Raw genomic sequence first — 14227 nt, forward strand, 5'->3', positions numbered from 1 at the left:
AGAAGGGCGAACAGTTCGCGGTGCGCGCACTGTTCGCCCCTCAGACTTGCCTACTCTCCGTTACCTTCGGCGAGGGGAGAGCGGATCAGGTCGTACGATCCGTAGCCCTCCTCGGACTCGTCCTTGGAGATCACGCCGTCCTTGAGAAGCCGGGTCCGCAGGCGGTTCCACCACGAGCGGGGCTCCTCCAGGTCGACCCGCATCCAGATGTGATTGAGGTCCTTCGGCTGGAACGAGTCCTTGCCTTCGCGAACCCATTTGTCGAGCTGAGCAAAGATGCGGTCGCGTGCGTCGTCGCTGCTCAGCTTGTCCTCGTCCGCGCACGCGCCCGGCAGGTCGAACACCGGGGCGTCGTCGGCGGGGGCCTCGATCTCCTGCTCCACGCTCAGGTGGTCGTACTCACCCGGCTCCGGGTCGGAGTCCAGGATCTTCTGGAGTTCGCCGTCCAAGTCCTCGGTCTCCTTCGCGATGAGCTCGTTGATTTCCTCTGCGTCCAGGGCCATGGCCTCGTCCTCGTCGTCGTCCTCGTCGGTGCCGTACGCGGGGGCCGGCGCCGCCTCGGTGCTCTGGGACGTGACGGGCGGGGCCGGGTGGTGCGGCTCCTGGGGGAGTTCGGCGTCGTCGTCGGCCTCCAGCAGGGGCGTGGTGAAGGTGGTGCGGTTCGTCCACAGCGCGCCGAACGCCCCGGCGGTCACCTCGTCCATCGGCGTGCGGACGTTCATGCCCGCAGTGACGGCGGCGGCGAGCTGGGCGCGGTCGGCGTTGTAGGTGCGGGCGACGACCGCCCAGCGGTCCTCCTTGATGCCCATGCCGGCCGCGTAGAGGTAGCCGGGCTTGCGGTTGCCCCAGCCGGGGAACGCGCCGGCCTCGATCGCCTCGGGCGGCAGGATGTACTGGGCTTCCGAGCCGTCAGTGAGCCCGTAGGCCATGCCGGCGGGGTGGTTGGACCGGGCGGTGGTGTCCATCTGGTCGTGCGTGGCGCGCTGGATCGAGGACTCGAACCAGCCGCCGGTCGACCGCAGGGTGCGCAGCACCTTGGAGTAGGCCTCGCCGTCGGCGAAGTCGGCCGCCTCCTCACCGATGATCATCAGGAAGTTCAGCCCGCAGCCGGGCTTCCACTTCGACAGGCCCTTGGAGCCGAGGTAGTCGGCGCGGGCCTTGATGACCGTGTGCAGCTGCTTGAAGAACCGGCGCGCCTCGGCTTCGGTCTGGATGACCATGTCGGCGGCATGCCGGACGTGCCCGTAGTCCTGCTGGAACTTCGAGCAGTTGATGATGATGATCGACACCTCGGAGCGGGTGGAGGCGTCGCCCACGAGGATGCAGTTGCCCTGGGTCTTGCCCGCGCCGTTGGTGCCCTGCGCGATGGCGTGTTCCACGTTGCCGTTGCGCAGCTCCTGGGGGTCGCGCAGTACGCCAGGCAGGTTCACCTTCAGCGTCTCACCGTCCTCGTAGCGCCCCAGGTTGAGCGGGGAGTCGCCGAAGCTGGTGCCGAACGCCGACGGTCCGGGCCAGGAGAAGCCTTCCTTGAGGAGGTCGGCGACCTGGACGCGCATCGTGATGTCGCCGGAGTCGTCGTCGTTGACGGTGTGGGTGATGCGGCCCTGTCCCAGGCGCAGGACGGACGCCAGCGCCGGGATCTTGCGGGCGAGTTCGTCGGCGGTCGCCCCGTCCTTCGCCCGCACCTTCGCCACGACCGTGCCCTTGCCGTTGGACTTGGCGTCTTCCAGCTCCTGCTTGGCCAGGCCGATCTCGGACTCCAGCTTCTCCCACTTGGAAGCGTTCTTCTCGGAGCCCGCCTTGTAGAACTTCGACCAGAGGTTGTTGGCGGCCGCCATCCCGACGCCCCCGAGGAACCAGGCCCCGGCGGTCGCCGCGCTGTCGACGCCGACGACCGTGCCGAGCGTGGCGGCCGCGGTGACGGCCCCGGTGTTGACCTGGTGCCAGACCCGCTGGTCCTTGGGGCGCTTGGCCTTGTTGTCGATGTGGGACATCAGGCGGGCAACGGCGGTGCCGGTGCCGGCCACACCGAGCGCGGCCAGCGCCAGGGTGGTGGGGTTGCCTTCGAGCGCGACGTGGGCGAGCTCCACCGGGAGGTATCCGCCCAGCACGACCGCCCAGGGGCCGCCGTAGGTGAGACGGGCCCCGCGGCTTTCCTGGGCCTCTTCCTCGGTGCGGGTGTCGATCTTCTTCGAACGGGATGCACGGCGTGCCATGAGCTACGCGGCCCTTCCTGCTTCGCCGGGCTTCCCGGCGGAATCCGTCTTCGCCTTGTCGCCGATGGAGAAGCCGGGGCGGCTGCCCTTGCCCTTGCCCTTGCGGGCCTCGGCTTCGGCGTCCTTCTCCGGCTGGATGAAGTGCTTGACGAAGGAGGCGTACATCTTCACGCCGCTCAGCCCGAGCACTTTCGCGGCGCTCGCGCCGCCCTTGAGGTGCGCGCCGACCAGCTTGGCGCGGATCTTGGACTGGAGGCCGAAGGTGTACCACTTGCCCTTGTACTGGGACAGAATCGCGGTGATCATGTCCGCGTCCATACCGACCCGCATGTACAGCTCCAGGCCGATCTGCCGCAGGATCCTCGCGTACCGGTAGAGGTCCCGGTCGTTGCGGAACTCGATCTTTTCGAGCTGCTGGATCAACTTGACCAGGTCCGAGCCGACCTTCTCGTCGGCACTGCTGTCGTCGCTACTCATGAAGTCCCTTCCGGAAGGCGGGGGTTGTGGGGGTCTCGCACGTGCGGTGGGGGTTGTCACCTCCCTGCGGTCCCGGGCCGGGGCCCGGAGCCACAGGCAGACGGCAGGTTCACCGGCTGCTGGCCGCCTTGTCGTCGCCGGCGTGCTGCACCGCGGCGGCGATCCCGGCGCCCATGTGGTTGATCCCGGCGGCGATCGGCGACGTCGCCAGGGCGTAGCCGCAGATCAGCGACGCGATCACAGCGCCCATGGCCAGGTCCGCCTTCCAGAACAGCCAGACGGCACCACCGGAGAGCAAGAAGAGGGGAATCGTGACCATCAAGTCCTCCTGATAGGGGAGTTGGGATGTGCTCCTCAGCCATCACGGGGAGGGCCGAACGAGGGCCGGCCTCCTGGGAGCCGGAGACCGGCCGTGGAGCGGTGCAGGGGTGGGAAGTCCCTGGTGCTCCCCGCCGCCCCCGGCGGCCGACGGCGGCCCCGGAGGCGACAGGCAACATCGGGAAGGGCGGGGGTTAGGCGGCCGCTGCAAAGAGCAGGTTGCCGATCGGCCGGTGCGGGGCGATGACGCGGCCGTCGGGCAGGAGCTCACCGGTGTCGTCGAACAGCAGGACGCCGTTGCACAGCAGCGACCAGCCCTGTTCGGGGTGGTGGGCGACGATGTGCGCGGCCTCGCGGTCGGGGCTGTCCGCCAACGGGCACGGGGTCTGGTGGTGGCACTCAGATGTCGTCATGGGATCAGTCCCTCTTCGTTGAGGCGCGGGGTGAGATCGAGCGGGGGTCCTCCGACGCTCTCCACCGTCAACGGCACGCCACGAGCGGGCCGTTGGCGTCTGGGCAACGCGGGAAGTCGCGGGCGGTCAGGGCTGCTTCAGTCCCCGGATCTCCGTCTCGAGCCGGGCGATCAGGTCGGCCAACTCCTGGCGCCGGGCGCGGGAGGGGCTGCCCTGGGTGAGCTCGCGCCGCGCGGCGGTGAGCCGGTCGGTCGCGCGCTGGAGCGGGGTGCGCGGGTCGGTGGGCACCGGGCGGGTACCGGCGATCAGGTCGGGCACGGGAGGCTCCTTCGGGTCAGACGACGGGGCGGTAGAGGGCGGGGCGGGTGCGACGCATCTGGTCCTGGGCGAGCCCGGAAATCCGAGCGGTGAGCTTGCGGCCGGCGTCGCACGGCGAGCCCTGCGTGCACGGCGAGCAGGTGGCGCGGTGCTCGGTCAGGGCCGCGCGCAGCTGCCCGTACAGCTGCGGCTGCGGACCGGCCGCCTGGCGGGTGATGCGCCGGATGCGCTGACGCAGTTCAATGACGGTGGAGCAGCGGCCCACCCGGCACCGGACGCAGTCGCTCTGCAGGTGCTCGGTGAGCTGCTCGTTCAGCGACCCAACCGCGGGAATCAGCTGGCCCGGCGCCATCTGCGAGGGCGTCGGCGCGGCCTGGGGGCGGGGCTTGCGGACCGGGTTGGTGGTGCGTCGGCCGGACGCGGTGGTCTCCGCTTCGTGCAGCTTCTCGGACCACTGCTCGGGGGTGATGTCCATCTCGATGCGCTGGGCGCTGCCGGGGCAGCGCCGGCCGTTGGACGGCTTCGACGACGTGGTGTCGTCGCGGTAGCGGCGGCCCTCGGGCTTCGGCTGCTCCACACCGTCGCGGTGCGGGTGGATCATCGACCGGGTCAGCCGACGCCAGCTGTCGCAGTCGGGGCAGACGACCGAGGTCTCGCCCTCGCGCAGGTTGAGGTTCTCGGGGCGAAGGCTGCTGGCCTTGATCGGGGTGCGGCCGTTATGGCGCATCGAGTTGGCTCCCTGGGTAGCGATTGCGTTCTCCTTCGACCAGGAGCCGGGCGGGGCCCGGACTTCCTGGCCGGCGGGCAGCGCAATTGGCTGCGGGTGGCTCACCTGGCTGTGCTCCGGAGGACCTCGTCGAACTCGTCACCCCGGCCGCGCGTGGAAGCGGCGGTCAGCCAGACATATGAAGTTGATCGGGAGGGACCGTGGGTCCGGCTCCCTCATCCGGCGCCGCCCCCAGGGGCGGTGCCGGGTGGGGGAGCCGGGTCCGAAGACCCGGCGGGCAGGGTCAGGCCGCGAGCGGGACCGGTGCGGAGACCCGAGCGTCGGCGGTGGGGATCGGGCGGAGCATCTGCGCGCCGACGGACCGGGCCGCGCCCATCAGCTCCTCGCGGATCCACACGGCGATCGACGGCTCCAGGGCCTCCAGCAGTCGCTCGCGGACTCGCTCGGTGATCGACGGGTCGGCCGCGACGATGTCCCGGGCCGCGTCCCTGCGAGCCGCGAACTCGAATCCGACCTCGTCCTGGGCCTTGGTGCGGCCGCCCCGCAGGCCGGCCTCGGCGTCGAAGCGGGCCAGCTCACCCGGGGTCACGAACTCGTACATCTCCAGCGGCGTACCGAACACGACGTCCAGGTCGACGTTGCCGAACTCCGGGAGGTCCACCTCGATGGCCTCCAGGAGAGCCGCGGTCTCGCTGTCGAACTCCTCGAGGAAGCTGGCGTCGGGCGTGGAGATCGGGTTCATGGGGCGTTTCCTCTCGCATGGGATCTGACCTGGCGTTTCGGAGCGATGGATCGAGCACAGCAGCACGAAGTGATCAGAAGGTCGCTTGGGGTGACCTCGCTGCGATGCCCCCAGTGAAGCAAATCTCTTTATAGAGGTCAACCTCTCACTAGTGAGAAGTGGAGGGATCTGGCCACAATACGTCGCCACCGCCAACAGCACCCCCGTACGATCAGCTCTATAGAGAGCCGATACCGAGGAGACGTATGAGCCGCGAGACGAGAGCTGGTCAGCCCAAATACCTGCGCATTGCCGCAGAGCTGAGGGCCGCCCTCGAACGCGGCGACTACCAGCCCGGGGACCGCTTTCCAGGCGAGAACACCCTGGCGGCTGACTTCGAAGTTGCCCCTCTGACCATGCGGCAGGCGCTTGGCGTGCTCCGCAACGAAGGCCTCGTCGGTTCCCGCAAGGGAGCCGGCTGGTTCGTCGAGTCCTTCCAGCCAATCCGCCGGCGCGGCATTCCCCGACTGGCGCGTGACCAATGGGGAAGCGGCAAGACCATCTGGTCCGCAGACGATCGCCGCGCACCGGACGTCGATCAGATCACCGTGGCAGAGGATGTCCCACCTCCTCAGCACATCAGCGACATGTTCGAACTGGGGCCTGGCGAGACCGTCTGTGTACGCAGCCGCCGGTATGTCATGGAGGGGCGCCCGGTCATGCTCGCGGCGTCGTACCTCCCTCAGTCGCTGGTTGCGGGTTCGCCCATCACTCAGGCCGACACCGGACCAGGGGGCATCTACGCTCGCCTTGCGGATCTTGGGCGTCCTCCGGCTCGGTTCCGAGAGGAGATCCGAGTCCGCATGCCCTCCGCCGAAGAGGCAGCCCGACTGGCTATCCCTGCTGACAGAACCGTCATCAAGTTGGCCCGCACGGCGTTCGACGGTGAAGGGCGAGCGGTTGAGATCAACGAGATGGCACTGGATTCGGCGGCATACGTCCTGGACTACGAGTTCGACGCATGATTCCGATCCTGCGCCGGCAGTGGCCGGCGACGGCGTGCGGCGGATCTGGGCCATGTCAGACGAGATTCGGGGGTCGGATATGGAGTTCACCGGTCCCGCCTATCGGATGGCGTGAGAAACGCCCTCAGGATGAGGCCGGTGACGCCGGTGCTGGCCATGGTGGTGATGACGTCGCGGATCACCACGAGCAGCACGGCTGCGACCAGGCCAGCGGTCAAAATCGCGGCAACGCGTATGACCACGGCTCCGGGGCGGCCACGCGGTCGCGGGTCTTCAGTGGGTCTCGTGCATGGGCAGGTGCACGTCGAGGCCGGCCTTGTGACCATGAAGTCGACGTTCCGACCATGCGCGTCCGCCACACTGCACGATGTGTTGTGGGCATGACGAATCTGGGTCATCTCGCTCTCCTGGAGTGGGAGTTGGGGGTTCCGGCCGGTGGAGCCGTCACTCCAGGTGTAGGCGTGAAAAGCAGTGACTTCTACGGTTGCCGTGTATCCGTCGGCCGGATACACGGACTTGGATACATAGAGGGGGCCCGAAATGGGGCAGCGGCCGAATGTGCTGACGCCGGATCAGTCGCCCCAGCACCGCCTTGGTTACGTGATCCGGGAGCTACGCGAGGCGCGCGGTCTGTCCATGCGAGAACTGGCCGCCAAGACGTTTGTTTCGCACTCCAAGGTGCAGCGTTGGGAGAACGGCGACCGCCCCCCGAAGGACCTGGGTGAGATCGAGCTCGTCGACCGGGCGCTCGGCGCAGGTGGGTTCCTGATCGAGTTGTGGCAGGAGATCGGCCGAGGTACCCCTGAGCCCGTCCATGTATCCGATGGCGCGCCCCATGTATCCGATACATCGTTTGGCCTGGCCACGGCCCTGTCGCAGACGGCAGCGTCAGATGGTGAGGGGATCTTTGTCCCTCGGCGTCTAGACGATGGAACGGTGGTGCTCGTGGCACTCGATCGACGCGCGCTCCTGCGCGCCGGCGCGGGGATCAGTGCAGCCGTGGTAGCTGGCTTTCCCATGCCAGCATCCGCTGCGGTCGCAGATGACCCATTCGGCTTCGCGAGAAGCGTGACCGCGAACTGGTCTGGCCTTCGACTGTCCCGTCCGGCCCCTGAGTTCGGTGTCGACTGGCACGCGCTCCTCCCAGGCGGCCGTTCCATGCTCGGCTCCCAGCTCTCGCTGCAGGTCCACCCCGCCCGCGTCGAGGGAAACCGGGTAATCGTGTCCGTGCCTGAGCAACAACGCGTGGAGGAGTTCCTGGCACGACCTCATCGCGGTTTGCTGGTCGGGGCGGTCGACACCGGTGGCGTCGCAAGGTTCTACGCTCTGGACGCCCGCGCAGCCCGCGCAAAGATCACAAGGAACGGCGGCGTATGCGAAGTCACGGCTCCCACCGCTTACGAGCTGGATGACCTCACGTACGGCCTCCTGTGGGCCGTCAGCAACTACGACGACGCCCTACAGGCCGATGACCAGGCTCTTGCCGAGACGCGCAGCGATCTCAAGGCGTACGAGCGGCTGTCCGCTTCGGCGGTCAGCCGGGAAGCTGCACCCGGGCTGAACACGGTTGCCCACATGTGGCTGGGCAGCGACTTCTGCGCCCGCCACATCCTTCGTGCGCTGCCGGATCTGCCAGCACTGCCCGCGTTCTGGACCCGGGAGCAGCGAGGGGAGGAGGCCAGCGCATGGCTGATCTTCGATCACAAGTTCCCGTACCTGCGGGAGACCACCAAGGTGCTCGGCAGTACGAGTACCCGAGCGTTCTGTATCCCGGAGGACATCGTCCGTTCCTCGCCCCGCTACGAACGGATCCTGTTGTTCCTGGCCGTGGCGCTGATGGAGTCGTTAGGGATCCACGCCCAGTTCACGGCTGATCCCGCGTACGAAGCCGTCGAAGGCTTCGTGGTTGCCCCTGACAAGGAAGCCGTGATCGCCAACTGGGTTCGCGGGGACGGGATGTGGCATGTCGATGTGACGGCCCGGTCCTCGGTGGTCAGGGAGTTCACGATCGCGGCGCGCGACGTCAACGCGGACTCGTTCACAGCTGCGCCCACGCCTGCCGGACGGCTCCGTGCTCTCGCCCACTATCTCGATCTGCCGTGGTCGTGGCTGATCGAGCGGTGCGGCCAGCTCGCCCGGTACGGCTCGTCCGGTCTGGTCCAGTCCCGCAGCCGACTCGTCTCAGCGGCCGGCATCGATGCCGCGTGCGCGTACGTGGGATCTCTCCCGTCCGACCACTGACCCCCACCACACCTACATGACCACGAAGGGGAAGCAGACCATGGCCGACAACGCCCCGCGCGGCGCGGTGATCTCGCTTGGCGGCACCATCGCGATGACCGCCCAGACAGAAGGCGGCGCAACGCCGACACTGTCCGCCGACGACCTCGTGGCAGCCGTACCAGGACTTGCCAAAACAGGCATCGAAGTGGAGGTTCACGACTTCCGCCGGCTCCCCGGCGCCTCGCTGTCCTTCGCCGACCTGCTTGAGCTCGCCGTCCTGGTGGAGACACTCGCAGCCGACGGTGTCGACGGCGTAGTCGTCACCCAGGGAACTGACACGATCGAGGAGACCGCGTATCTGCTGGACCTCCTCACCACTGGAGACACGCCGGTGGTGGTGACCGGCGCCATGCGCAATGCCAGCATGGCCGGGGCCGACGGTCCCGCGAACGTGCTGGCCGCCCTCCGTGTCGCGACCAGCACCGAGGCACGCGGCACGGGTTGTGTGGTGGTGTTCGCTGAGGAGATCCACGCTGCCCGCTGGGTCCGCAAGACCCACGCAACAAGCCCAACGGCTTTCACTTCGTATCCCGGGCCGATCGGCTACGTCGCGGAGGACCGTGTGCGGATCATGGCACGCCCCGCTCCCTCTTTGACGTTCGATCCCCGCAGTGCCACCGCGGCCGCACGCACCGCGATCTACACGGTCGGCCTCGGCGACGACGGGGCTCTCCTACATGCCCTGGGCGACCACGTCGACGGCCTGGTGGTCGCGGCCTTCGGAGCCGGCCATGTCCCGATGGCATGCGTGGACGGGCTCAACGATCTCGCGAAACGCATGCCCGTCGTCCTCGCCACACGCACCGGATCGGGCCCCGTGCTCCGGCACACCTACGGTTTCCCCGGCTCCGAGTCCGACCTGCTCGAACGCGGTCTGATCTCCGGCAGCACGCTGGACCCCGTCAAAGCGCGCATCCTGCTGCAACTGCTCCTGATGACCACGGCCGACAACGACCAGGTCGCCCAGGCCTTCAGCGCTCTCTCTTAACCGTCCCCACCATCTCGAGGACCCATCTTGCGCAGCTACGAACTGACCACTGGGCGCACCTTCGCCGTGAATTTCGACCATGGAGACGACTTCTTCCCCACCCTTGCCGAGTTCTGCCGCCAGAACGGCGTCCGGCACGGCTACATCCCGATGTTCATCGCCGGCTTCGCAGAGGCTGAGATCGTCGGTGCGTGCGAAAAGCTCGAGGACCCCGAAGCACCGGTCTGGAGCAAGGTCCACCTGACTGGGGTGGAGGCCATGGGATGCGGGACGCTCGCCTACGCCCCAGAGACGGACTCGGTCCTGCCACACATCCACACGTCGCTAGGGGAAAAGGCCCGGTCGGCCACCGGCCACACCAGCCATCTACTCAGCGCCCGCGTCCAGTTCCTCGTCGAGATGCTCGTAGTCGAGGTCACCGCACCGGTGATGACCCGCCCCAAGAACCCCAACCTCTACGACGTGCCCCTGCTGACCTTCGGGGCGTGAGAGGCCTGAAGGGCGACCCGTAGATGGGCCCCTGGCAGGCGACTATGTCGATCCGTGCTCGCCCCAATTTGCTGTCCCGTGGGGCGGGCCCTCCGAGCAGATGGTTGGCCGCCCTGCGGGATCCGCGCGAGTCTCCGTGCAAACCCTCTGGAATTCCTGACCGATCCCTGTTCGGATCACAAGCACGTGTCGCGTGAGCAGCACGGTTGAGCCTTTGAAGCGTGAATTCACCCGGGAGGTACGAGGTTGTGATCGGACGTCAGGGGACGTCGGGCTTTGCGACACGTGTGCCCCGGGGCCGCGCAGAGTTCGGCGGGAACGGTAGGGTGATCCCCAGCGTTGATCAAAAAGAAAAGTGGCCCCGTCTACCGGCCTTGAGCAAGCCGGGAGGGGCCACGTGGCCGACGGACCTTGTGAGAGGGGTCCGGAGGCCTGCCGAGCACCCTTTTCGCGTGAAGGAAGGTGCCGACGTGATCAGGGTACCCGTCCCCGTCACCCGACACACCGCACCCCGCCGTGGGGGCAGCAGCCATGCCGGTTGCTGGTCCGTCGACGGGGCGTTTGTGCTGTCCGCGCGCACCCCGGTTCACCCCTCGGTTGAGGGGGGCGGGATGACGTAGGTCTGTGGGGGCGGCGCCCTTACGGGTCTTCATGCCGCCCCGGGTCGCTCAGCTTCAGGTGATTGGGAGTCACCTCGGCTCAGCGCCCATCTGCTACCGGAGAAGGCCTTTGGGAGGCCCCTCCGAAGGGATTGTCCGCCCGGTTGGGAGCCGGTTGGACGGTTCGACATCAGGTTTCAGCCCGAAACCAGAAGCACCACTCAGGGGCTTCGTCGTGCCACACGACCGAAGTCCCGTGACTGGAGTCATTGTGCATGACCTCGCTCGGGGTCGCCAGCTTTGGCGTCCCCGTGTACGGCCCTCCCACCCGTCGGATCGGCCACAAAGCCAGCCCGCCGTGGCCGACATCACACGATCTGGTGTCCCCGCCTGGACTAGGTCCGTCCCGAGCAACACCTTCACCCGGAGGCAGGCCTCGTCCGGCTCCAGCGTCATCCACAGGACCGCCGCTGCGCACTGGACTCTGTCCACAGGCTCTCGGCGTGACCATCCCCAGATGATCATTTCTGGCAGGTCAGCTGGGGCGGACTGGTGAGCGCCGTGGCGGCGTCGGCCGCTGCTGTGCCGGAGGCGCTGCGCCGGGGTGCGCGACGTCCCGCCCTGCGGGCTGTGCCGATGGAGGCCGGCCCCGTGGTGACGCTGGAGCTGGGCAGCCCGCTTCAGCTGACGGAGACGATGCGCAGCCGGCTACTCGCGGCGGTGCGTGCGCTGGTGTCGGCTCCGGCGATGGAGGGGGCGTGTGACGCCACGCGGCTGGCGGCGGTGGTGCTGCTGGCGAAGGCCCGGGTCGCTGCCGACTACAGCACGGAGATCACCGCTGCGGAGCTGGGCCGGTGGATGGGGCTGAAGAAGTCCCATGTTGCTCACACGGTGCTACCGGAGCTGCGTGAGCGGGGCATGCTCGGATCGAACGAGACGACCAACGCGGCCGGGCGGATGACGGGCTTGGAGTGCTGGGTGATCCCGATGTACCGGGCGCAGCAGGCAGGGGACCGGCGGCATGTGCTGGCGCTGTCGCGGGTGGAGCTGGCGGTGCTGCTCAAGCTGATCGAGGTGCTGTTCGCGCCGGGCTGGACGCACAAGGACGGGCGGGTGACTCCGGCCGGGATGCTCGCGGACCGTACGGGGCGCGGCGCGGCCACCGACCGGCTCGGGCTGCTGCTGATGGTGCTGTCGACGAACTCCAAGGGCTGGCTGCAGCTGTGCCCGGGGTCGGTGGACACCGAGCGGGGACGTCCGGCGGCGACGGTCGCCCGGCTGCTGGGCTGCACGCCGTCGGGCGGGGCGAAGGTCCTGGCGCGGCTGGAGAAGCGGAGCACGCTGACGGTGGACCGTCGTGAGACGGCGTCGCAGATGAACGCGCGCAGCCGGGTGCGGCTGCTGCCAGTCGCCGAGGCGCACGGTCTGCTCGTGCGGGAGGCCCGCGAGGCTGCCGATGCCGTGTTTTCAGACCTCGCCGGTACTGCATCCGGAGATCTTGAAGGCGCTGGGAAGGCCGTGACCCCTGTGGTCACTAGGGTGGAGGGCACCGGGGAGAGCCAGGAGGCCGATATCGCAGACCTCGCCGTTGCTGCACACCTTCACACCTCTCACGCTTCTGGGGTTACTCCCGGTGGTTCTCTCTCGCTCTCTGGTGGGTTTTCCGGCGAAGGCCGTGGTGGGAACGGTGATCGGCCGGAGCGCGCGTGCACACGCGAGGACCTGGCCCCGGACCCTGCTGGCTCTGACGAGCTGCGCCTGGTCGACGGCGAGGGCGGCCCGCTTCGCGGGGAACAGCGCGAGAAGTCCCCGTCGATGAGCAGCGAGAACGGCGGCCGCGGGCCGGTGGGCGGCGCTTCGGTGCGGCCCGTGGACGGTGCGGGTCAGGGCAGGCAGCAGCGGGGGAGGGTGCCGCTGCCGCCGGAAGACCTGCGGGTGATCTTGGAGCCGGTCCGGCTGGTGTGGGCGCGTCTGGAGCGTCCGGCCGCCCGGAAGCTGGTGGAGGCTGCGACCCGCATCGAGCTGGACCTGGTGGCGGGTTTCACGGGCCGGGCCGATGGGCCGAAGGTCCTCGCTGACCGCCTGGCCCGGCGTCTCGAGGATCAGCTGCGGCTGAGCGGTCCGATCAAGGACCCGGTGGGCTGGCTGGTCGGCCGGGGTCTGCCCCAGCGCCAGGAGTGCGGCGACAAGCGGTGTGACGAGGGCGTGCTGCTCGACTCGGGCCGGGACTGCCCGCGGTGCGAGGACCGGCGGGAGGGCCGCCGTGCCCAGCGTCACGCCGTCGCGGCCGCCGTCGACGCCGCGATGCCGTACGCCACCCCAGAGGAGCGCCGTACGGCGACCGAGCTGCAGCTGCACGAAGACGTGACCGCCCAGGCGTGGGCCCGCGAGCACCGCTACGAGCAGGTCAGGGCCCGGCAGGCGGCGGCCGCCAAGGCCCGCGCCAACGCCGCGGCCGCGCACCCCGCCATCGATGAGCCGGCCAGCTCACTGCCGCCGGTCGTGCTGCCCGCTCCCCGCCCGGCACCCGCGCCGGAGCCGGAGGACGTCGTCGTCGACCAGGAGCTGGTCCTCGAGGACCTGACCCGCGAGCAGGTCCTGGACTGGCGCACCCGCGCGGCCCGCGACCACCAGGTCGTCTTCGACCACATCGACCGGTATGGCGAGGTGTCGGCGCAACGGCTGTTCACCAGGGCGTTCGTCTCGCAGGTGACCCGGATGTCCCGCCTCGGGCACCTGGACCTCGGCTACACCACCTGGGAGCGGTCATGAGCGGCAGCGAGTTGTCCGGCGTCGACCTGGCCCGGGTCGCGCTGCGGGCCGCGCTGGAGAGCGCGCGCAAGAACGGCGGCCGCACGGCGACGTCAAAGGCGAAGCCGCGCACGGCGTCGGTGGTCCGGCGCGGCGGGCGCGAGCCGATGGGGCTCGGTGACGCGATCGGCGCGCTGGTGACCGAGCGGGCCTGGGAGCTCCCTGCCGCCGGCGCGACGCTGCGGGAGCGGTGGGCGGCCATCGCCCCGGAGTTCGCCGGGCACGTCGCCGCGGTCGGGTACGACGCCGATTCCGGCCGGCTCACCGTGTGCCCGGAGTCGGCGGCCTGGGCGACCAAGCTGCGCCTGGAGCAGGCCCGCGTCGTCCAGGCCGCGAACGAGTCGGCGGGCCGTACGGTCGTGCGCGGCCTGCAGATCCTCGTACCCGGATCGGTGCCTGCGCCCGAGCCGGATGGCGTCGCCCCCGCGGCCGCGCCCAACGGCCCGGTGAAAACCCGCGAGGTGGCGTCCGAGGACTACCGCCAGGCGCTCGCCGCCCACCAGTCCGTCGCGCCCGCGCGGCGGGGGGACGAGGGCATCGCGCAGGCAGTCGAACGCCAGAACCGGGCGTTGCACGAGCTGAGCTGCCGCGCGTTCCCGGAGCCGGAGGTGTCCTCGGACGAACAGCCGGCCCCGATCGAAGCGGGCCGCGTCCAGCGCCGCCGTGAAGCCGAGGCCACTCGCATCCTTGCGCTGCGCCGGGCCCGTACCGAGCGAGCGGCCCGGCAGGACAGCACCGCTGCGGGACGACCCGAGGGTGCATCGGTCGCATTGGAGTGTCCGACCCTCGCACCACCGCGCCCTGTACAGCCCGAGCGCAGAGGAGGCCGCCGGCGGGGCTGA

Annotated in this window: 14 protein-coding genes; 6 read left to right on the forward strand and 8 right to left on the reverse strand. The window is 69.2% G+C overall.

Going from position 1 to position 14227, the window contains the following annotated elements:
- Positions 1–50 precede the first annotated feature (50 nt).
- The 7 genes from ACFY6U_RS50570 to ACFY6U_RS50600 all read right to left on the reverse strand — a co-directional run bounded on the left by ACFY6U_RS50570 (position 51) and on the right by ACFY6U_RS50600 (position 5211).
- A complete protein-coding gene (locus tag ACFY6U_RS50570) occupies positions 51–2216 on the reverse strand; it encodes a hypothetical protein (RefSeq protein ID WP_390049711.1) in 2166 nt (721 codons plus the stop codon).
- 3 nt (positions 2217–2219) lie between these two features.
- Positions 2220–2693 (reverse strand): hypothetical protein, encoded by a 474-nt coding sequence (locus tag ACFY6U_RS50575; RefSeq protein ID WP_390049713.1) that lies wholly within the window; start codon positions 2691–2693, stop codon positions 2220–2222.
- A 109-nt stretch (positions 2694–2802) separates the two neighbouring features.
- The gene (locus ACFY6U_RS50580) at positions 2803–3012 is read right to left on the reverse strand and encodes a hypothetical protein (RefSeq protein ID WP_390049715.1); all 210 of its coding nucleotides are present in this window, start codon (positions 3010–3012) and stop codon (positions 2803–2805) included.
- A 193-nt stretch (positions 3013–3205) separates the two neighbouring features.
- Positions 3206–3424 carry a DUF5999 family protein gene (locus tag ACFY6U_RS50585; RefSeq protein ID WP_390049717.1) on the reverse strand — a complete coding sequence of 73 codons (219 nt, stop codon included), beginning with the start codon at positions 3422–3424 and terminating at the stop codon, positions 3206–3208.
- A 126-nt stretch (positions 3425–3550) separates the two neighbouring features.
- The gene (locus ACFY6U_RS50590; RefSeq protein WP_365800684.1) at positions 3551–3742 is read right to left on the reverse strand and encodes a hypothetical protein; all 192 of its coding nucleotides are present in this window, start codon (positions 3740–3742) and stop codon (positions 3551–3553) included.
- A gap of 16 nt (positions 3743–3758) precedes the next feature.
- The gene (locus ACFY6U_RS50595; protein ID WP_390049719.1) at positions 3759–4469 is read right to left on the reverse strand and encodes a hypothetical protein; all 711 of its coding nucleotides are present in this window, start codon (positions 4467–4469) and stop codon (positions 3759–3761) included.
- Positions 4470–4752: 283 nt separating this feature from the next.
- Entirely contained in the window at positions 4753–5211 is a 459-nt protein-coding gene (locus ACFY6U_RS50600) for a hypothetical protein (protein ID WP_365800687.1), read from the reverse strand.
- A 245-nt stretch (positions 5212–5456) separates the two neighbouring features.
- Here ACFY6U_RS50600 and ACFY6U_RS50605 point away from each other — a divergent pair, with 245 nt between their 5' ends.
- Entirely contained in the window at positions 5457–6215 is a 759-nt protein-coding gene (locus ACFY6U_RS50605) for a GntR family transcriptional regulator (RefSeq protein WP_390049721.1), read from the forward strand.
- An 86-nt stretch (positions 6216–6301) separates the two neighbouring features.
- Here the strand turns inward: ACFY6U_RS50605 and ACFY6U_RS50610 are convergent, their stop codons facing one another.
- The gene (locus ACFY6U_RS50610) at positions 6302–6613 is read right to left on the reverse strand and encodes a hypothetical protein (RefSeq protein WP_390049723.1); all 312 of its coding nucleotides are present in this window, start codon (positions 6611–6613) and stop codon (positions 6302–6304) included.
- 142 nt (positions 6614–6755) lie between these two features.
- Between ACFY6U_RS50610 and ACFY6U_RS50615 the strand changes: the two genes are divergently transcribed.
- The 5 genes from ACFY6U_RS50615 to ACFY6U_RS50635 all read left to right on the forward strand — a co-directional run bounded on the left by ACFY6U_RS50615 (position 6756) and on the right by ACFY6U_RS50635 (position 14227).
- Positions 6756–8456 (forward strand): multiprotein-bridging factor 1 family protein, encoded by a 1701-nt coding sequence (locus tag ACFY6U_RS50615; protein ID WP_390049725.1) that lies wholly within the window; start codon positions 6756–6758, stop codon positions 8454–8456.
- A 40-nt stretch (positions 8457–8496) separates the two neighbouring features.
- Complete coding sequence (locus ACFY6U_RS50620; protein ID WP_390049727.1) at positions 8497–9486, forward strand: asparaginase; 990 nt, start codon at positions 8497–8499, stop codon at positions 9484–9486.
- 27 nt (positions 9487–9513) lie between these two features.
- Positions 9514–9975, forward strand: coding sequence for a PPC domain-containing DNA-binding protein (locus tag ACFY6U_RS50625; RefSeq protein ID WP_390049729.1), 462 nt, complete (start codon positions 9514–9516; stop codon positions 9973–9975).
- Positions 9976–11126: 1151 nt separating this feature from the next.
- Entirely contained in the window at positions 11127–13346 is a 2220-nt protein-coding gene (locus ACFY6U_RS50630) for a hypothetical protein (protein WP_390049731.1), read from the forward strand.
- Entirely contained in the window at positions 13343–14227 is an 885-nt protein-coding gene (locus tag ACFY6U_RS50635; protein WP_390049733.1) for a DUF721 domain-containing protein, read from the forward strand. Before ACFY6U_RS50630 ends, ACFY6U_RS50635 begins: the two co-directional genes overlap by 4 nt.

Source organism: Streptomyces sp. NPDC013157, assembly GCF_042899865.1.
Classification (GTDB): domain Bacteria; phylum Actinomycetota; class Actinomycetes; order Streptomycetales; family Streptomycetaceae; genus Streptomyces.